Source organism: Streptomyces himalayensis subsp. himalayensis (assembly GCF_013778455.1).
Taxonomy (GTDB): Bacteria; Actinomycetota; Actinomycetes; order Streptomycetales; family Streptomycetaceae; genus Streptomyces; species Streptomyces himalayensis.
The window spans coordinates 47,418-65,893 of sequence record NZ_JACEHE010000029.1 but is presented as its reverse complement, the minus strand read 5'-3'; the positions used below and the strand labels follow the sequence as shown (position 1 = coordinate 65,893).

16 protein-coding genes and 2 pseudogenes are annotated in these 18,476 nt (G+C 69.4%); 6 read left to right on the top strand and 12 right to left on the bottom strand.

Features of this window, described 5'->3' with window-relative positions; all coding sequences use genetic code 11:
- Positions 1 to 126: 126 nt before the first annotated feature.
- From H1D24_RS33315 to H1D24_RS33305, 3 genes and pseudogenes are all read right to left on the bottom strand, one after another.
- Positions 127 to 736: pseudogene (locus H1D24_RS33315) on the bottom strand (FMN reductase).
- On the bottom strand, positions 733 to 1,830 hold the full coding sequence (locus tag H1D24_RS33310; protein ID WP_181661463.1) for an LLM class flavin-dependent oxidoreductase: 1,098 nt from the start codon (positions 1,828 to 1,830) through the stop codon (positions 733 to 735). The pseudogene H1D24_RS33315 and the gene H1D24_RS33310 overlap by 4 nt, the downstream one beginning before the upstream one ends.
- 169 nt (positions 1,831 to 1,999) lie before the next feature.
- Positions 2,000 to 2,578, bottom strand: a complete 579-nt coding sequence (locus H1D24_RS33305; RefSeq protein ID WP_181661462.1) for a Dps family protein — start codon at positions 2,576 to 2,578, stop codon at positions 2,000 to 2,002.
- A gap of 243 nt (positions 2,579 to 2,821) precedes the next feature.
- Here H1D24_RS33305 and H1D24_RS33300 point away from each other — a divergent pair, with 243 nt between their 5' ends.
- Both H1D24_RS33300 and H1D24_RS33295 read left to right on the top strand, forming a co-directional pair.
- Complete coding sequence (locus H1D24_RS33300) at positions 2,822 to 4,189, top strand: dihydrolipoyl dehydrogenase family protein (RefSeq protein WP_181661461.1); 1,368 nt, start codon at positions 2,822 to 2,824, stop codon at positions 4,187 to 4,189.
- A 50-nt stretch (positions 4,190 to 4,239) separates the two neighbouring features.
- Positions 4,240 to 5,367, top strand: coding sequence for a low temperature requirement protein A (locus H1D24_RS33295; RefSeq protein WP_181661460.1), 1,128 nt, complete (start codon positions 4,240 to 4,242; stop codon positions 5,365 to 5,367).
- 195 nt (positions 5,368 to 5,562) lie between these two features.
- Here H1D24_RS33295 and H1D24_RS33290 read toward each other — a convergent pair whose 3' ends face one another.
- Together H1D24_RS33290 and H1D24_RS33285 are read right to left on the bottom strand one after the other, a co-directional pair.
- Positions 5,563 to 6,285 carry an alpha/beta fold hydrolase gene (locus tag H1D24_RS33290; protein WP_181661459.1) on the bottom strand — a complete coding sequence of 241 codons (723 nt, stop codon included), beginning with the start codon at positions 6,283 to 6,285 and terminating at the stop codon, positions 5,563 to 5,565.
- Between the two features lie 83 nt (positions 6,286 to 6,368).
- Complete coding sequence (locus H1D24_RS33285) at positions 6,369 to 7,340, bottom strand: alpha/beta hydrolase (RefSeq protein WP_181661458.1); 972 nt, start codon at positions 7,338 to 7,340, stop codon at positions 6,369 to 6,371.
- A gap of 438 nt (positions 7,341 to 7,778) precedes the next feature.
- Between H1D24_RS33285 and H1D24_RS33280 the strand changes: the two genes are divergently transcribed.
- The 4 genes from H1D24_RS33280 (at position 7,779) to H1D24_RS33265 (ending at position 11,753) form a co-directional block, all read left to right on the top strand.
- Positions 7,779 to 9,665, top strand: coding sequence for an amidohydrolase (locus H1D24_RS33280; protein ID WP_374064458.1), 1,887 nt, complete (start codon positions 7,779 to 7,781; stop codon positions 9,663 to 9,665).
- Between the two features lie 133 nt (positions 9,666 to 9,798).
- Positions 9,799 to 10,461, top strand: a complete 663-nt coding sequence (locus tag H1D24_RS33275; RefSeq protein ID WP_181661457.1) for a hydrolase — start codon at positions 9,799 to 9,801, stop codon at positions 10,459 to 10,461.
- A 49-nt stretch (positions 10,462 to 10,510) separates the two neighbouring features.
- Positions 10,511 to 11,035 carry a DoxX family protein gene (locus H1D24_RS33270; protein ID WP_181661456.1) on the top strand — a complete coding sequence of 175 codons (525 nt, stop codon included), beginning with the start codon at positions 10,511 to 10,513 and terminating at the stop codon, positions 11,033 to 11,035.
- Positions 11,016 to 11,753 carry a YoaK family protein gene (locus H1D24_RS33265; RefSeq protein WP_181661455.1) on the top strand — a complete coding sequence of 246 codons (738 nt, stop codon included), beginning with the start codon at positions 11,016 to 11,018 and terminating at the stop codon, positions 11,751 to 11,753. The genes H1D24_RS33270 and H1D24_RS33265 overlap by 20 nt, the downstream gene beginning before the upstream one ends.
- A gap of 157 nt (positions 11,754 to 11,910) precedes the next feature.
- Here the strand turns inward: H1D24_RS33265 and H1D24_RS33260 are convergent, their stop codons facing one another.
- From H1D24_RS33260 to H1D24_RS33230, 7 genes and pseudogenes are all read right to left on the bottom strand, one after another.
- Positions 11,911 to 13,056 carry a helix-turn-helix transcriptional regulator gene (locus H1D24_RS33260; RefSeq protein WP_181661454.1) on the bottom strand — a complete coding sequence of 382 codons (1,146 nt, stop codon included), beginning with the start codon at positions 13,054 to 13,056 and terminating at the stop codon, positions 11,911 to 11,913.
- A gap of 664 nt (positions 13,057 to 13,720) precedes the next feature.
- Positions 13,721 to 13,924 (bottom strand): annotated as a pseudogene (locus H1D24_RS44200) (hypothetical protein); the annotation flags it as partial.
- Positions 13,925 to 13,936: 12 nt separating this feature from the next.
- Entirely contained in the window at positions 13,937 to 14,215 is a 279-nt protein-coding gene (locus tag H1D24_RS33250) for a hypothetical protein (RefSeq protein WP_258564503.1), read from the bottom strand.
- Positions 14,216 to 14,347: 132 nt separating this feature from the next.
- Positions 14,348 to 14,743, bottom strand: a complete 396-nt coding sequence (locus H1D24_RS33245; RefSeq protein WP_258564502.1) for an SsgA family sporulation/cell division regulator — start codon at positions 14,741 to 14,743, stop codon at positions 14,348 to 14,350.
- Positions 14,744 to 14,895: 152 nt separating this feature from the next.
- Positions 14,896 to 15,921 (bottom strand): AraC-like ligand-binding domain-containing protein, encoded by a 1,026-nt coding sequence (locus tag H1D24_RS33240; protein ID WP_181661452.1) that lies wholly within the window; start codon positions 15,919 to 15,921, stop codon positions 14,896 to 14,898.
- Between the two features lie 265 nt (positions 15,922 to 16,186).
- Positions 16,187 to 17,398 (bottom strand): sugar ABC transporter substrate-binding protein, encoded by a 1,212-nt coding sequence (locus H1D24_RS33235; RefSeq protein ID WP_258564501.1) that lies wholly within the window; start codon positions 17,396 to 17,398, stop codon positions 16,187 to 16,189.
- 278 nt (positions 17,399 to 17,676) lie between these two features.
- Positions 17,677 to 18,444: an alpha/beta hydrolase gene (locus H1D24_RS33230; RefSeq protein WP_220137526.1), complete on the bottom strand. Its 768-nt coding sequence runs from the start codon at positions 18,442 to 18,444 to the stop codon at positions 17,677 to 17,679.
- Positions 18,445 to 18,476 lie beyond the last annotated feature (32 nt).

Genomic DNA, 18,476 nt, shown 5'->3' with positions numbered 1-18,476 from the left:
CAGCGGCCGTCGACGTCGAACTGGGTGTGGCACCGGTACCGAGGCGCCCGGAGTGCTCTCGTAGAGGCAGGAGCCGGCCCGCGCGCGGGACACCAGCAGGCGGCGATCGTGCTCGTTGACCCGGGCTCAGTCGAAGCGCAGATCGGAGAGCTGCTTGTCGGTGATGTCGTCCTCGGGCATGGGGTCGGTTGCCCTGGCGGCCAGGAGCGAGGCCATCTCCCCGCCCGCCCGCTGTATGCGTGCGGGCAGGCCCTCCGCGTACGCGTCGCTGCCGGATCCCCAGTCCTCGGACGCGGCGTAGACCGCGGTGGGGGACGACGACGGCGCGCAGGTAGGTGAAGAGCGGGCGCAGGGCGTGTTCCAGGACCAGTGAGTGGCGGGCCGTGCCGCCTGTTGCTGCGATCAGGACCGGCTTGCCGGTGAGGGCGTGCGGGTCGATCAGGTCGAAGAAGGACTTGAACAGTCCGCTGTATGAGGCGGTGAACACCGGTGTCACGGCGATCAGGCCGTCGGCGCTCGTGACCGTTTCGATCGTGGTGGTGAGCTGTGGCGGCGGGAAACCGGTCACCAGATTGTTGGCGATGGGGACGGCCAGGGCACGCAGCTCGATGACGTCGACTTCGACCTTGTGGTCCTGATCAGCCGTCTCTTCGCGGACCGCGTCAGTGAGCCGGTCGGCGAGCAGTCGTGTGGAGGACGGGACGCTCAGCCCCGCTGAGACGACGACGAGCTTCATGCGGCGGTCACCTCTTCCGATTCCGAGGCGGCGGCGAGCAGGGACTGGTGGGTCGGCGCGTCCGGCACATCGGCCGGGCGGCCCTTGGCGAACTCCTCGCGCAGTACCGGCACGACCTCCTCGCCGAGCATGTCGAGCTGTTCGAGGACGGTCTTGAGGGGCAGGCCGGCGTGGTCCATCAGGAACAACTGGCGCTGGTAGTCGCCGGCGTATTCGCGGAAGGTCAGCGTCTTCTCGATGACCTGCTGCGGGGAGCCGACGGTCAGCGGGGTCTGCTCGGTGAAGTCCTCGAGCGAGGGGCCGTGCCCGTACACGGGCGCGTTGTCGAAGTACGGCCGGAACTCGCGCACGGCGTCCTGGGAGCTCTTTCGCATGAAGACCTGGCCGCCGAGGCCGACGATGGCCTGCTCGGGCGTGCCGTGCCCGTGGTGCGCGTACCGCTTCCTGTACAGCTCGATCATCCGCTTGGTGTGGTCGGCCGGCCAGAAGATGTTGTTGTGGAAGAAACCGTCGCCGTAGTAGGCGGCCTGTTCGGCGATCTCCGGGGAGCGGATGGAGCCGTGCCAGACGAAGGGCGGCACGCCGTCCAGTGGGCGGGGCGTGGACGTGAATCCCTGCAGCGGCGTGCGGAACTTGCCCTCCCAGCTGACGACGTGCTCGCGCCACAGCCGGTGCAGCAGGCCGTAGTTCTCGATGGCGAGGTTGATGCCTTCCCGGATGTCCTGCCCGAACCACGGGTAGACCGGCCCGGTGTTGCCGCGCCCCATTGTCAGGTCCACGCGACCGTCAGCCAGGTGCTGGAGCATCGCGTAGTCCTCGGAGATCTTCACCGGGTCGTTGGTGGTGATGAGGGTGGTGGCGGTGGAGAGGATCAGCCTCTCGGTCCGCGCGGCTATGTAGCCGAGCATGGTGGTCGGCGACGAGGGCACGAACGGCGGGTTGTGGTGCTCGCCGGTCGCGAAGACGTCCAGGCCGACCTCCTCGGCCTTCAGAGCGATGGCGATCATGGCCTTGATGCGCTCGCGCTCGGTCGGCGTACGGCCCGTGGTCGGATCCGGTGTGACGTCGCCAACGCTGAAGATCCCGAACTGCAAGGCTCCTCCATTCAACAGGTGATCGAGCGGTCCTCGAACGGTAGGAGTGGACCGCATGGGTGAGATGACTGTGCGTGCACGGGAAAGGGGCCCCCACAGCGTGAACGGGTGGTGCTCATGCCCTTCAGACATGGGCCCACGCCTCTTCGAACGCGGGCCGAAGGGTCCCTCAGGCGCGGACCAGCGGCGTGTCGACCAGATGCTCGGCCAGGAACCACGCCTGCAGTTCCCCGGTCCTGATCACCTGTGAGACCAGCAGGTCGTTGGTGCCGTCGTCACCCAGCTCACCGGCCCGGGCGGCTGCGTCGTGGGCCTCGATGAGGATGGTCTCGTGGGCCTCCAGCAGCCGTGACAGCATGGCCGGCACCTCCTCCACGCCGTTCGGAGGGCGGGGAATCGACGTGATCTCGGCGACGTGCCTGGGGTCGCCCACCGCGACGCCGCCCAGGGACTGGACGCGTTCGGCGATGGTGTCGACGAGTTCGAGCTGTTCCCCGGCGTGCTTGTCCAGGACCAGGTGCAGTTGGTAGAAGGTCGCGCCGCGCATCAGCCAGTGATGCTTCTTGTAGAGGCCGTAGAGGATCTGCGTATCCGCCAGGACCTTGTTCAGGCGCTGGCAGGAGTACATCCGCGCCTCGTAGGACAGGCCGATCGGGAACTGCTTGACGGTGCCGAACTCCTGGATCACCTCGCCCCTCTGGTGCAGCCACGGCTGGCTGCTGCTCACGGTCTTGGAGCTGGTGGTCATAGTCCGCCTCCTGCGGTGCTGTGCTGTGCGTACGCGAGTGACGCTAGGTGCCCGGACGGAGGGCGCATTGCCCGGTAGCGCATGCGGTGGTGCCCGCCAGCGCACTGTGCGCGGTGTTCCGCGCTCGTCGTTCGCTCTCGGGCAAGCACCCGTGCGCTGGCGGACACTGGCGTCCGGCCGGCCGATCTAGCCTCGGCGGGGCAGTCCACGCCCGTGGAGCCCAGGGAACGAGGAGAGGCAGGCATGAGCGCGAGCGAGCAGGCGGATGTGGTGGTCGTCGGGCTGGGGCCGGGTGGTGAGTACGTCGCGGGCACGCTGGCCGCGGCCGGCCTTGACGTGGTGGGGGTCGAGGCGGAACTCGTCGGAGGCGAGTGTCCGTACTGGGGCTGCGTGCCCAGCAAGATGATGATCCGGGCGGGCAACCTGCTCGCCGAGGCGCGCCGGGTGCCCGCCCTCGCCGGCGAAGCGGTCGTGACTCCGGACTGGAATCGGGTCGCCGGGCGTATACGCGACGAGGCCACCGACGACTGGAACGACCAGGTGGCCGCCGACCGTCTCGCGGCCAAGGGCGGTCGGCTCGTCCGGGGGACGGGCCGCCTCTCCGGCGTGCGTCAAGTAACAGTGGGCGACCGTACGGTCGAGGCACGGCGCGGTGTCGTACTGGCCACCGGCACCCGGCCCCGGATCCCTCCGGTCCCAGGGCTCGAGGGAACGCCGTACTGGACCAACCGGGACGCCATGGCGGCCAAGGAGCTGCCCGACTCGATGGTCGTTCTCGGCGGAGGCGCCATCGGCGTCGAACTCGCCCAGGTCTTCGCCCGCTTCACGTGCGCCGTCACGGTGATCGAGGGACAGGACCGGCTGCTGTCGCAGGAGGAACCAGAGGCCGGGGAGCTGGCCGCGGAGGTGCTGCGGGCGGACGGAGTCACCGTACTCACGGGTGCTCGGGCACGGCAGATCGGCCATGACGGCACAGAGTTCACCGTCCGCCTGGAGGGCGACGGGGAGCCGCTGCGTGCCGAACGGCTTCTGGTTGCCACCGGGCGCCACGCCGACCTGGCCGCGCTGGCGGTCGACACCGTGGGGCTCGATCCGACGGCGGGAGTCGTGCACACCGACGGGCAGATGCGGGCCGGGGACGGGCTGTGGGCGGTCGGAGACATCACCGGCCATGGCGCCTTCACCCATGTGTCGATGTACCAGGCGCAGATCGCCGTCCAGGACATCCTCGGGCAGCCCGGTCCCGACGCCGACTACCGGGCGCTGCCCCGCGTCACGTTCACCGACCCCGAGATCGGAGCCGTGGGATTGACGGAGGGTCAGGCGCGTGAGCAAGGGCTGCGGGTGCGCACCAGCGTGCTCACCACCGCCTCCTCCACGCGAGGCTGGATCCACGGGCCGGGCAACGAGGGGTTCATCAAGCTCGTCGAGGACGCCGACCGGGGCGTGCTGATCGGCGCGACCTCGGCGGGGCCGGCGGGAGGCGAGGTGCTCTACGGGCTGAATGTGGCCGTCCACGCCGAGGTGCCCGTCCACCGGCTCCGGCACATGATCTACACCTACCCGACCTTCCACCGGACGGTCGAGGCCGCGCTCGGAGCCCTCCGCTGAGCCGCCCCCCGATCGCCCACGCGGACCCGGCGCCCAGGCGATGGCGCACCATGCCGGGTCGCGACCCCGGCGAGCAGCACAGGCCCGCCACCTCGCTGGAACTCCTCTTCGACCTGTGCTTCGTCATCGCGGTGGCGCAGGCGTCCGAGAGCCTGCACGAGGCGCTGAGCCACGGGGACTACGCCACCGGTGTCCTGCGCTTCGCGCTGGTTTTCTTCACCATCTGGTGGGCGTGGATGAACTTCACCTGGTTCGCCTCCGCCTACGACCCGGACGACGTCCCGTACCGGTTGGCGGTGCTGGTCCAGATCACGGGGTCGCTCGTGCTCGCCGCCGGCGTTCCCCGCGCGTTCGAGCATGGTGATCTGCGGGTCATCACCATCGGATACGTGGTGCTGCGTACGGCGTTGGCAGCGCTGTGGCTGCGGGCCGCGTGGTCCGACCCCGCTCGGCGGACGACCACCCTGCGCTTCGCCGTGGGAGTGACGGTGTGTCAGATCGGATGGGTCGCACTGCTCGGTCTCCCGGACTCGGCGCGGCTGCCGGGTATTGCCGTGATGATCGTCGCCGAGGTGTCCGTCCCGGTGTGGGCGCAGTCCGCCGGGATGACCCCATGGCATCCGCGCCACATCGCCGAGCGCTACCAACTCTTCACCCTCATCGTCCTCGGCGAGTGCGTCGCGGCCGCCACCGTCGCCGTCCGGGGCGCCTTCGACCGGCACCACGGCACTGGTTCGCTGTACGCGGTGGCGGCCGGCGGCCTGCTCATGGTCTACGCCATGTGGTGGCTGTACTTCGCCAGACCCGCGCACACTCTGCTCGCCACGACGCACCAGGCCCACCGCAGGAGATTCACCTGGGCCTACGGCCACTACCTGATCTTCGCCTCGGCGACCGCCGAGGGAGCAGGCCTGGCCGCGTACGCCGATCACGTCACGCGTCACACCGACGCCCCGTCGACGGCTGCCGGCGCGGCGGTCACCGTCCCCGCGGCCGTTTTCCTGATCACGGTCTGGGCCATACACCTCCGGCCCCACCAGAGAACCGCGGCCGAGTGGATTCCGTATCCCGTCGCCGCGGTCGGCATCCTGCTGGCCGCCTTCTCCCCGGCACCCGCCCTCGCCGCCGGTGTGATGCTGGCGGTCCTGGTCGTGGTGGTCACGGCGCCGCGCCGGTGAAGAGGCCCGAGGCGGGAACTCACGCAGCGCCAGGACGGAAGGACCGCTGCGGGATCTCACGCAGCGCCAAGACGGAAGGCCCGCGGCGGGATCTCGCCCCATGCCAGCACCGAACGGCCCGCGCGGCCGAACTCCCCGTACGGACGCCGTACGGGGAGTTCGGCCGCGCGGCCGCCTGCGACGCCTGCCGCCTCGTCAGCTCGTCGCGCGCACCGCCTCACGGATCAGGTCGGCGACCTCCTTGGGCCGGGACACGGCGACGGCGTGGGAGGCGCCCTCGAGCTCGACGATCGCCGCCCCGGCCCGCTTGGCGCCGAAGCGCTGGACTTCGGGGTTGATCGCCTGGTCCGCGGCGGCGACGAGTGCCCAGGAGGGCTTGGTCTTCCACGCGGCGGCCGAGGCCGTCTCCGTGAACGCCGCGGCGGCCAGTGGACGCTGCGCCACCGCCAGGACCTTGGTGACGGGGGCTGGGACGTCGGCGGCGAAGATGTCAGGGAACGCCTCGGCCTTGATGGTGACCTCGACCGCGGGCTCCGCTCCCTCCACCGGATACGTCGCCTCCTTCAGGTTGCTGACGAGCGGCGAGAGAGGGAAGCGACCCTGCAACTCGCCCAGGCTTTCGCCCTCTTCGGTGGCATAGGCCGCGACGTAGACCAGCCCGACGACGTTCTCGGTGGTGCCGGCCACGGAGATGAGCGCACCGCCGTAGGAGTGGCCGACAAGCACCACAGGGCCATCGATCTGAGCAGCCACGGAGGCGATGTACGCGGCGTCGGACGCCAGGCCGCGCAGTGGATTGGGCGGCGCGACCACGGGGATGCCGTGGTTCTGCAGCTCCGCGATGACCCCGGTCCAGCTGGATGCGTCCGCGAACGCACCGTGCACGAGAACGACTGTGGGAGTGGGATTTGTTGCCATGCCTGGGCTGTTCTCCTTGGTTGTCGGGAGTGTGTCGAAAGTATGTGTCGGGTGGTAGTCGGGAGTGAGCGTGCGGCGCTGTGTCAGCCGGCGTGGAGCGCGGTGCGCAGGGCGCCGGTTGCCAGCGTGATCGCGGCTTCGGCGGCGTGGGTGCCGCGCAGGGCGTTGAGCATGACGAAGTCGTGGATGATGCCCTGGAAGCGGACGGCGGTGACCGGGACGCCGGCGTCGCGCAGCTTGTTGGCGTAGGCCTCGCCCTCGTCGCGCAGCACGTCGGCCTCGCCGGTGATGACCAGGGCCGGCGGCAGGCCGGTGAGCTGCTCGGTGGTGGCCCGCAGCGGGGATGCGGTGATCTGGGCGCGCTCGGTCTCGTCGGTGGTGTACTGGTCCCAGAACCACTGCATGCCGTCGCGGCGCAGGAAGTAGCCGGTGGCGAACTGGAGGTAGGAGCCGGTGTCGAAGTTCGCGTCGGTGACCGGGTAGAACAGCACCTGCTGGACCAGCGGTACGTCGCCGCGCTCCTTGGCCATCAGCGTCAGCGCGGCGGTCATGTTGCCGCCGACGGAGTCGCCGGCGACGGCGATGCGGGTGGCATCCAGGTTCTTGGAAGCGCCCTGCTGGACGACCCACCGGGCGACGGCGTAGTTCTGCTCGATGGCGACCGGGTAGCGGACCTCGGGGGAGAGGTCGTACTCGGGGAAGACCACGGCCGCGTTCGCGCCCACGGCGAGCTCGCGCACCAGGCGGTCGTGGGTGTGGGCGTTGCCGAACACCCAGCCCGCGCCGTGGATGTAGAGGATCACCGGCAGCGTCCCCTCGGCGCCGGCGGGCTTGACGATACGGGCCCGGACGCTGCCGGTCGGACCGCCGGAGACAGTGATCCACTCCTCGTCGATCTCAGGCTTGTCGATGTCGCTGGACTGCACCTCGTCGACGGCCTTGCGGCCTTCGGCGGGTGGCAGGTCGAAAAGGTAGGGCGGGTTGGCAGTCGCTTCGGCGAATGCGGCTGCCGCCGGCTCCAGGACCGGCTGGACCGGCTCGACGGCGTCGGACATGTGATTCTCCTGAGTTTCATGTGATGCGCCGGTCTCTCCGGCGGGTGAGGCGACTCCGCGGCAGACAAAGGAATCTGCGATGTCGTCGGTCACCACCACGCTAAAACCGCGCACGCGGCGGAAATTAACCACCAGCGCACCGGCGCTGACCCCACAGTGCATGGAAAGGGAGCTGCAGTGCACTGTCAGGACGAATCCAGTGCACTGCCGGGACACACAGAGGCCCCGGCTCGAAATAGCCTGGCGGCCAAGCAGTTGCGGACTGCCGGGTCCGGGCCTGTGCATCGCTTGGAAAGCCCACCTGGAATTCAGTTCGGTTGAGCGTGAGCGCAGTGATTGTGCGAGCCATGGTTCTCACCCGCCCGCCGCTGTCGCCGCAGTCGGAAGTCGATGCAGTTGGAAATCGACGCTGTTCATACCGCAGGAGGTTGTCGAAAGGTGTCCACGATGCCGGTCGGTGGGCTGGTTCCCAGCGCCGCCGACAACGCCGCGGATCTCGTCGTCCGCAACGCGAAGATCCACACAGGAGACCCGGGCCGCCCGGGGGCCGAGTCCATCGCCATACGCGACGGCGTCATCACGGTCGTCGGCGACGACAAGGACGTGGCTCCCCATATCGGCCCGGCCACGAAGGTCGTCGACGCCCTCGGCCGCCGGATGATCCCCGGTCTCAACGACTCCCACCTTCACGTCATCCGAGGCGGGCTCAACTACGTACTCGAGCTGCGCTGGGACGGCGTCCCCACGCTGCGCCAGGGCCTGGCGATGTTGCGTGAGCAGGCGGCCCGCACTCCTAAGGGCCAGTGGGTGCGGGTGGTGGGGGGATGGTCGGCCGAGCAGTTCGCCGAACGGCGGCTGCCGACCGTCGCCGAGCTGAACGCCGCCGCGCCGGACACCCCGGTGTTCGTCCTGCATCTGTACCAGTCGGCGGTCCTGAACCGGGCGGCGCTCAAGGCCGCCGGATACACCAAGGACACCCCCGACCCCAAGGGCGGCCAGATAGTACAAGGCAGGGACGGCGAGCCCACGGGCATGCTGCTGGCCGCCCCCAGCGCCCTGATCCTCTACTCGACGCTGGCCAAGGCCCCGATGCTGGAGGGCGAGGACAAGAAGACCTCCACCCGTCATTTCCTGCGGGAACTGAACAGGTTCGGCCTTACGTCGGCGATCGACGCTGCCGGGGGATTCCAGAACTTCCCCGACAACTACAGCACGGTCGTCGAACTGGCCAAGGCCGGCCAACTGTCGCTGCGTATCGCCTATCACCTCTTCCCGCAGACCGCCGGCCAGGAAATCGACGACCTCGCCCGCTGGATCGAAATGGCCCGCCCCGAGGACGGGGACGAATGGCTGCGCCTCAACGGGGCGGGCGAGAACCTCACCTGGGCCGCGGCCGACTTTGAGAACTTTGCTGAACCGCGCCCGGCACTCGCCGAATATGAGTCAGAATTCGAGAAGGCCGTACGGCTCCTCATGGAGAACGGCTGGGGATTCCGGCTGCACGCCACGTATGACGAGACCATCCGCCGGGACCTCGCGGTCTTCGAGAAACTCGCCGCGGAAGGACTGTTCCCGGCCGGGAACCGGTGGCTGTTCGACCACGCCGAGACAGTGTCGGCCGACAGCCTGGACCGTATCGCCGCGCTCGGCGGCGCCATGTCCGTGCAGAACCGGCTGTCCTTCCAGGGCGAGGCGTTCGTACGCCGTTACGGCCCCGGCGCGGCCGCGGACGCCCCGCCGATACGGGCCATGCTGGAGCGCGGTCTGACCGTCGGCGCCGGCACCGACGCTACCCGGGTCTCCACCTACAACCCGTGGATCGCCCTGCACTGGCTGGTCTCCGGCCGGACCGTCGGCGACCTGGTCGTCCGCCCGCCGCACAACCGCGTCGACCGGCAGACGGCGCTGGCGATGTTCACCGAGGCCGGTGCCGCGCTGACCGGCGAGGCCGAGGTCAAGGGCGTGCTCAAGCCGGGCTGTTACGGCGATCTGACGGTGCTGTCCGAGGACTACTTCGCGGTGCCTGAGCCGAACATCGCGCACATCGAGTCCCTGCTGACGGTCGTCGGCGGCAGGATCGTCTACGCCGCCGCCGAGTACCAGGGCCTCGACGAGGAGCTGCCGCCGGTCAGCCCGGCCTGGAGCCCGGTCGCGCACTTCGGCGGCTACCAGGCCACGCCTCGTACCGGCCTGTCGGGCGCCCGCCAGGCCGAGTTGCTCGGCCAGGCCGTCGCCGAGTCGGACCAGCACCGCCAGTGGCGGGCCCGACGCGGCCTCGCCCCGGAAACCGAGAGCACGGTCTTCGACCCCTGCTTCTCGCTCTGATCTCCCGGGAGGGGCCCGGTCACGAGCCGCCCCTCCCGGGACACCACCCCCCACCTCGCGCCGTCGAACGGACGGTTGCTCTCAGCCGCGGACGCCCGTCCGCGATCACATCACTCAATGAAAAGGCTCTCTCATGGTCAACATCTCCGACGTCACCGCGGCCCCCAGCCCCGACCTGCTGACCCCCGACAACTGCGCGGTGCTGTTCGTGGACCACCAGCCGCAGATGTTCTTCGGCACCGGCAGCGGCGACCGCACGGCGATCATCAACTCGACCGTGGGCCTGGCGAAGGCCGCCAAGGTCTTCGACGTGCCGGTCGTGCTGAGCACCGTGGCCGCCGAGTCCTTCTCGGGCCCGATCATGCCCCAGCTCGCCGATGTCTTCCCCGACCAGAAGATCATCGACCGCACCACGATGAACGCCTGGGAGGACATCGACTTCGTCGAGGCCGTCAAGGCCACCGGCCGCAAGAAGCTCGTCATCGCCGGTCTGTGGACCGAGGTCTGCGTCGTCCTGCCCACGCTGTCCGCCATCTCCCAGGGCTACGAGGTCTACGTGGTCACCGACGCGTCCGGCGGTGTCAGCCCGCAGGCGCACGAGCACGCCGTCCAGCGCATGGTCCAGGGCGGTGCGATTCCGGTGACCTGGGTTCAGGTGCTCCTTGAGCTCCAGCGTGACTGGGCGCGGGGAGAGACGTACGTCCCCGTCACGGAGGTGGTGAAGGAGCACGGCGGCGCCTACGGCCTCGGGCTCGTCTACGCGCAGGCGGTCATCGGCGCCCACGCGGCCGGCTGACCTCTTCAAACGGTCATCAACGGAACGTCAGGAACAGGCAGGGAACTCAATGGACACCGGACTGTTGGTCCTTCGGCTGGTGGCGGGTCTCCTCATCGCCGGGCACGGAGTGCAGAAGGTCAGTTTCCGGCTCGGGGGCCACGGACTGGCGGGCGGCACCGAGGAGTTCCGCCACGACGGCTTCCGCGGCGGCCGGCTCACCGCGCTCGCCGCGGGCGGCAGCCAGATCGGCGCCGGTCTGTTCCTGGCGGTCGGACTGCTCACTCCCATGGCGGCCATGGCCGCCATGGGAGTGATGACGGTCGCCGGCACCGTCAAGTGGCGCAACGGGCTCTGGGTGCAGAACGACGGCTACGAGTACCCGATGGTCCTCGTCGTCGTGTCCGCGGCCCTGGCCCTCACCGGCCCCGGCGGGTGGTCGGCCGACCACGCCCTCGGGCTGACACCCTGGCCCCTGTGGATCTGCCTCGCGGCCATCGTGATCGGACCGGCCAGCGGACTGCTCACCCGAGTGGTACTGCACCGTCCGCCCGCTCCCGGCAAGGGGACTGCGCATGTACAAGCTGCTGACTGACGCGGCCCGCACGTTGGCCCCGCGGAGGGGGGACCGGCACGGCCCGCTGCCGCCGTTGATGTTGACGCTGACCGTGGTGACCGGCCTGGTCGACGCCGTGAGTTACCTGTCGCTCGGGCACGTCTTCGTCGCCAACATGACCGGCAACGTCGTCTTCCTCGGCTTCGCGCTGGCAGGCGCCGAGGGCCTGTCCGCGCTCGCCTCCGTGGTCTCGATGGCAGCATTCCTCGCCGGCGCGTGGGCGGGAGGCCGGTTCGGCACCCGGTTCGCGGCACACCGCGGGCGGCTGCTGACCACCACCACGGCACTGGAGGCCGTGCTGGTCGCAGCGGCCGTCATCACGGCCGCGGCCTCGCACGGCGAGGTGAACACCACGGTCCAGTACACCCTGATCGTGCTCCTCGGCCTCGCCATGGGGCTGCAGAACGCGGTCGCCCGGCGCCTCGGGGTCCCCGACCTCACCACGACCGTGCTGACCCTGACCCTGACGGGACTGGCCGCGGACTCCACCCCGGCCGGCGGGGCGGCACCCCGGCCAGGGCGGCGGATCCTGTCCGTGCTCGCCATGTTCCTGGGAGCCCTCGCCGGTGCCGCGCTCCTGCTGCACGCCGAACTCGCCCTCACTCTGGGCCTTGCGCTGGTGTTGATCGCGGTGACCTCCGTGACCACCCATCGCCTCTCGGCCTCCGACGCCGCCTGGATCAGGCCGCAGTCGTGAACGCGGCGTCGGCCCCTCATCCGAATCGCGGGTGAGGGGCCGACGCCTTCCACCGTCCGCGAGGCCGCGCACCCCGGCCGTGTCCCGGCTGACGGAGTCCTCCTGGGGGCACCCTCCGACAGCGAGGCGCGCTTGCGGACAACCGAGCCTCCGGGCCTCAGCCACCTGACCGGTGCTCAGGCCCCAGCCACCCCCGTTCAGCCGCCCGCAGCGCGATCTGGAAGCGGGTCTTCGCGCCCAGCGCGTTGCCCGCGTCGGTGACGTGCTTCTGCACAGTGCGACGGCTCACCTTCAGCACCCGGGCGATGGAGTCGTCCTTCAGGCCGGTGGCCATCAGCCGGAGGATCTCACGTGTCCGCTCGTCGACCCGGGGCACGTCCGGACCGTCCGGACCGTCCGGGCCGCTCGGGCCGCTCGGGCCGCTCGGGCCGCTCGGGCCGCTCGGGCCGTTCGGGTCGCTCGGGTCGCTCGGGTCGTCCGAACCATCCGCGCCACCGGGGCGATTCGCCCCGCCGGGCACCGGCCAGTCGTCCCGGCTCTCCAACGAGACCGGCGTAGCCCCCGCCCACACGCTCTCGAACAGCGCCGCCAGCGCCTCCACCAGCGCGGGGGAGTGGACCACCAGCGACCCCGCCTCCGGCCGGTCGCTGCGCACCGGCAGCAGCGCCGCCGTCCGGTCGAAGACCACCAGCTTCACCGGCAGCCGCGAGGCCAGGCGCAGTTCCCCGCCCTCCGCCGTACCCCGCAGCGCCGTCTCCAGCGAGACCGCGTCGGTGAACCCGTCCGTCTCGTACACCGAACGCAGCCGCACCCCCGCCACCACGTCCAGTTCGCCCGAGGACACCTCGGCGCCCGTCACGTACGGCGGCTTCGCCAGGTGCAGCACCTCCACCGAACTCTGCTTCAGGAGCTGGGTGTAGCGCGCGGACACCTCCTCCTCGTGCTCCAGCACCTCCATCAGGTGCGCCGCCGGAGGGCCCGACATCGCCTCGTACGCCTCCTGGAGCCGCTCCAGGATCCCCTCGGCTGCGGCCAGTCCGGCCCGGCGGCGGGCCAGCATCGCGCCGAGCGACGAGCGCGGCGGACTCGCGGCCCAGCGCACCGGCCGCCCGTCGAGCCGTATCACCAGCAGGGCGCCCTCCAGCCGCCGCAGCGCCTCCTCGGCCTCGAGCGGCGAGATCCCGGCGGCTTCCGCGACCGTGGCCGCGTCCGCCGACGGCGCGCTCACCAGGTGCTCAAGCACCCGCCCGCTGATCGCGTCCAGACCGGCTGCCGCCCATGGGCTGTCCGGGATGACGTCCATACGGCCTGACACTCCTGTGCGCGGGGCCGGGGCGAGGCCGGTCCGAACCGATGCTGAAGCTCAACGGGTTCCGCTGGTAAGTCCGTTGGGACGACTCAGCACATGTGGGCAATTGCGCGAACGCGCGCGCCGGCGGTCTTGTTCCGGCCACTACGTCCCGCGAGATTGATCACGCAACCTGCACGCCACCCGCACGCCCCACCAGTCCCGAAGACGAGGCTGGGCCTCCCCGCGTTCTTCTTCCCGCGAGGGCCAACTTCGAGTCGACCTCCCGCCGAGGGCTCCACCTCGACCCCGAGACCCGCACGGTGTACCTCGTCAGTCCGTGGGCGAACGGGTTGCAGCGGCTGAGGTACTGACAGCACAGCACGACACCGTACAAGCACGGACGGCGCCGCACCCCTTGTAAGGGTGCGGCGCCGTCTTGCGCCCGGGCGCGGGATCGGCACACGGGCGCGGATCAGGGGGTCGAGGATCAGCCGTCCGCTCTCAGCCTGACGTTCTCCGTGATCACCCGGTCGGCCCGCGCCACGACTCCGCGGGTGACCGTGTCGTACCCGGATGCGCCGACGGTCAGGGTGTGCCGGCCCGGGTCGGCCAGGAAGAGCGTGTAGAACCCGTCACCGACGGCCGGGTCGGTGGCGTATTCCGGTTTCCGGAGGGTTCAGCCCTTGTGGGTCTTGATCTCCTCGGTGAGCCGCGGGACGACGTCGAAGAGGTCGCCGACCACGCCGTAGTCGACCAGGTCGAAGATCGGGGCCTCGAGGTCCTTGTTCACGGTCACGATGGGCCTTCGGTCGTATGTCGTCGGGTCGAATGCCGGCAGGTCGAATCGGGCCGGGCCGGGCCTGTGCCGGACCCAGCCCGACGGGTGCGGCGGTCAGACCCCCGCCGTGGCACATGCGCTCGTGCCGGTGGTGGCCTCGTCGCGCCGCCGATCCCTCGGCACCTTCAGGAAGGCCGGCATCACGGCGCACACCACGAGGCAGGCGATCGGGAAGTACAGGCCGACGGTCACGCGTCGTCGGTGGCGTTCTACCCCGATGATGTACGGGCTGAAGAAACCGCCCAGCGCGGCAATGGAGTTGATGTCGGCCAGGCCCACCGCGGTCTGCTCGCGCGGCAGCGCCTGGGCGGCCAGTGCCCAGTACGGCGCCATGTACGTCGGGGTGTCGACACTCGCTGGAGGACCGGCCGGGGACGGGATCGACGGCGTCCGACGACGCCAAGGCCTGCCCCGCCGGGTGACAAGCCGTAGGGTTGCCCGGCATTCCGCCCGGTCGAGTGCGTCTCAGTCCCGCCTGCCTGTGAGCTCGGCGAGGGCACGGTCCATGTAGACGTGAAGGCTCTCCGCTCCCGGGGGCACGAGCGAGTCCGTCCGCCGCAGGAACGCGGCGACCGCGGACGCCGCGATGTCGACCAGCGCCGCGCCGGCGGCGGACCTCAGGACGATGCGCACCGAGTTCGGACGGCAGCGGTGCCGGGGAATCACCAGTACGTCCCCGGTACCGGTGGGCCGGTGCAGGCCCTCCATGAGCAGCGATCGGGCGAACACCCAGTCCACGGGTCTGGCCGCGGGTGCGCCGATGGAAAGCCGGACGGCGTAGGGGTCGGTCATGTCGTAGTGCAGCTCCGCGGGCAGCGGGGCCGGCAGCTCGTCCGGGACGCTGACGTGCACTGTCACCATGCACATGACCGAGGGAAGAGGCTGGATCATTTCATCCCTCAACAATGGCTGCAAGAGCGGACTTTCTCTCAAATGACCCTAGAACCCCGCTGTGGCTGCACTTTGTCGAGGAACGCATGGAATGTGTGCCGAGAACGAACTGAGCACCGGTTTCAGGCATCGACGAGCTTAGTTGCTGACGGGGTGTACGACGTCAAGTCTTGGGTGTTGCGCCATTCACGGGGGGACATACCGTAGGCGGTCCGGAACACCCGGCTGAAATGCGCGGCACTGGTGAAACCGCATCGGTGCGCCACCGCGGCGATCGTGGGGCCATTCGCGCGCGCGAGTTCGCGCCGGCACTTCTCCAGGCGACGCCGCTGGATCCACCGGCCGACAGTGGCGTCTTCGCTCTCGAACAGTTGGTGGAGATAGCGCAGGGATATGTGGTGGGCACGGGCGATCGCCTGCGGTGTCAGGCCGGGGTCCGCGAGGTGACGGTCGATGAACGCCTGGATCCGCAGCAGCAGCGCCCGGTTCCCGCCGGGCGTGTCCGCGCTCGTCCGGCCGAGCCGCTCGTCGGTCATCACGCCGAGCAGGTCCACGACGTTCCGGGCCATCAGCTCGCTGGTGCGTGGCGGGTAGGTTCCCGCGTTGTCCACGAGCCCGGCAAGGAAGGGCGACAGCAGCCCACCCACGGGTGTGTCGCGGCCGAGCGGGGAGGCCGTGACGTGAACCACGTCGGACTCGCTCAGGCCCAGAACATCTCTCGGCACGCGGAGGGACTTCGTCCGAAACGACTGGGAAAGGTTCAGCCGGACGGGGCGCGCCAAGTCGTAGATGAAGATGTCCCCCGGCCCAAGGAGCGCTTCGCGGCCGTCCTGCTCCAGCCGGGCGGCTCCTCTGTCCAACAGTTTGACGACCACGTACTCGTCTGCGTTGCTCTGTGCGACGAGTCGACGAGTTCGCAGGGCGGAAAGACAGTCGCCCTCCACGGTGACGGCCTGGAGCCGGCCGAGCGGCGTCGTACGGATCGTGCCCGAGTACACCTCTTCGGGCACAGTCATGTTCACGGCACCGAACGTCCGGGACAGTGCTTCGCGCCAGTGCGCCCGTCTGTGGTGGACGGGCAGCGATTCGGTGGTGTAGAGGGTGCCCGGGAGCTGTCCGGGCTCCGGCCTCGAGGAATCCGGGGACATGTTCTCCGCCCTTCACTCGGTGTGCTTTCCGAACACCGTGCCAGCGGTCCTGGGTCAACACATCGCGTGAATCCGCTAGATCGGGGTGCAGGACTGAGATGGGGAACGTGTCGAGCTGGAAGAACAGATCCCACGACAGGGACCTTTGAGTACTCGCGGAGCCCACGAACGGCGCGGCACCGGTGTTGAACGTCGTGTCGTGTACTGCTGGAAGCTCATCGTGCCGTCTTCCTGCCCGATGCTGATCCGGCGGGCCGGGGACAGGTCAAGGGCTGGTCGCGATCTCCTGCGCGCGCTTGAGTGCTTCCTCCGGTGTCTGCTCGCCCGTGAGCGCGGACTGGATCGCGGTGTATATCCCGGTTGCTGCTTTGGGCCACTTGACGCCGAGTTCGCCGGTACGGGCCCGGGCCGCTTCAACGCTCTTGACGAAGGCAGCCATCGATGGGACCTGCTCGGCGTACTGGGAGGCCACCGTTGAGCGGGAGGGCACGGTGAAGCGCTGCTTGGCCAGGGTGAGCATGTTGGTGGAGTCGTTCAGGCAGGCGAGCACCTGGGCGGCCTTGTCCTGCCTGGCCTTGGAAGCGCTCTGCGGGACCGTCCACACCTCGCCGCCGAGCGGCGTGACAGGGGTCTGTCCCCTCTGTGGGACGGGGATGGGGGCGACTCCCCAATGCAGGTTCTCGGCTTTGTTCATGGCGGGTATCCGCCAGGGGCCGTTGATCATCATGGCTGTCCTGCCGGCGACGAACTGATCGTGTACGTCGGCCTGCGTCCAGTTCAGCACCGACTTCGACATGGATCCGCTCTTCACCAGGTCGACCCACAGCTGGAGTGCCTGCGCGGCCTGCGGGGTGTCCAACTGCTTCTCGTTCCCGCCGTTGGACCACAGGAAGGGCAGGAACTGCCAGGTGCCCTCAAAAGTGGGGTTTGCGTCGACGGCCATGCCGTAGCGCCCCTGGCGGGTCAGCTTGGCCGCCGCGGCCTTCAGCTCGTCCCAGGTCCTCGGCACGGCGACACCGGCCTCGGAGAGCATGTCCTTGTTGTAGAAGAGGGCGATCGTGCTGACATTCGGCGCCAGTCCGTACACCTCTCCCTTGTAGGTGCCCGCCGACAGGATGCCCTTGGCGAAGCCGCTGGAGTCGATGCCGTACTGGTCCAGCGGAGTCAGCGCGCCGGACTGTGCGATCTGCTGCATGTCGGGGTTGTCCAGCATCAACAGATCGGGAAGGGTCCGCGACGACGCTCGCCGAAGGACCGTGGGCATGAGTGACGCCCCCGGAACGCTTGTGTGCTTGACCGTTACGCCGGCCTTCTTGCCGCAGGCGGTGAGCAGTTCGCCCCATTGGGTGTGTTCAGGTTCGTCGGTGTAGTAGTCGAGTGCGGTGATGGAGCTGACCTTGCCTTCGGCTCGTCCAGCGCCGGTTTCGCCACCGCACCCGGTGGCAGCCAGTACCAGGGCGACGGTCCCGGTCCTCAAGAAGGTGGCTGTCCGCCGCGCGGGCGGTCTGGCTGGTGAGATCATGATGATGCCTTTACCGAGTGACGTCTGTGTCCGGAGCGTCGGCGTGGGAAGGTGAAGTCGGAATCCAAGACCTTCCGTGGCGACTTGATCATGGTAAGGCTGCGGGCGAAAGGGCCGGGCGTCCCGGAGGGCGCCAATGAGGCAGCCATACCGGCGTCTTCCAATTCAGAACGGATGCAATCGGACCTGGTAGCCACTGGTGTTGAGCATTCGGAGAACCGGCCGTCACCTGCTCAGAAGGTGCGCCGAAGCCCGTTGCCGTCGCCGCGGCCAGTGCGCTGTTCGGCGGCTTCCCGGATCATCGCCACCACGGCCCCCGGCTGTGACAGCACGACGGCGTGTGAACCGTCCAGCAAGTATTCGGTGGCCGCCATGCGCTGTGCCATGAAGCGCTGAGCGGTGGGGTTGAGCACATGGTCGGCGGTCGCGATGGCGTACCAGGACGGCTTGGACGCCCATGCCGGCGGGCCCGATCTCCCGGTCAGCGCTCTCCGGGCGATCGGGCGTTGCGAGACGGACAGCACATCGCCGGTGCGGGGCGGCAGGTCGGCGGCGTACACCTGCTGGAAGCGTTCCTTGCGGATGTACAGCTCGGTTCCCGGGCCGCCGGGTAACTGGGCGGGGAGGTCGGCGGTACGGGTCGCATCGGCGAACGGCATCGGGGCGAAGCGGCTTGTGATGTCCAGGACGCATTCGCAGGTGTCGAGGCCGAACGCCGCGACGTAGCACAGCGCCATGACGTTGGCGGCGTCGGTGGCGGCGTGGGTGATCACCGCGCCACCGTAGCCGTGGCCGACCAGCACAACGGGGGCATCGATGTCGCACACCACGCTCCTGATGTAGGCGGCGTCCTGCGCCAGGCCGCGCAGCGGGTTCGCGGGGGCGCGCACGTTCAATCCGGCGGCCTGAAGGAGGCTGATGACCCTCGCCCAGGATGAGGCATCGGTGAACGCCCCGTGCACAAGCACGATGGTCGGCGGCACGGCGGTGGGTTCATGCATGTCGGTGACCTCCGGCTGATCTTGGGTTCCTC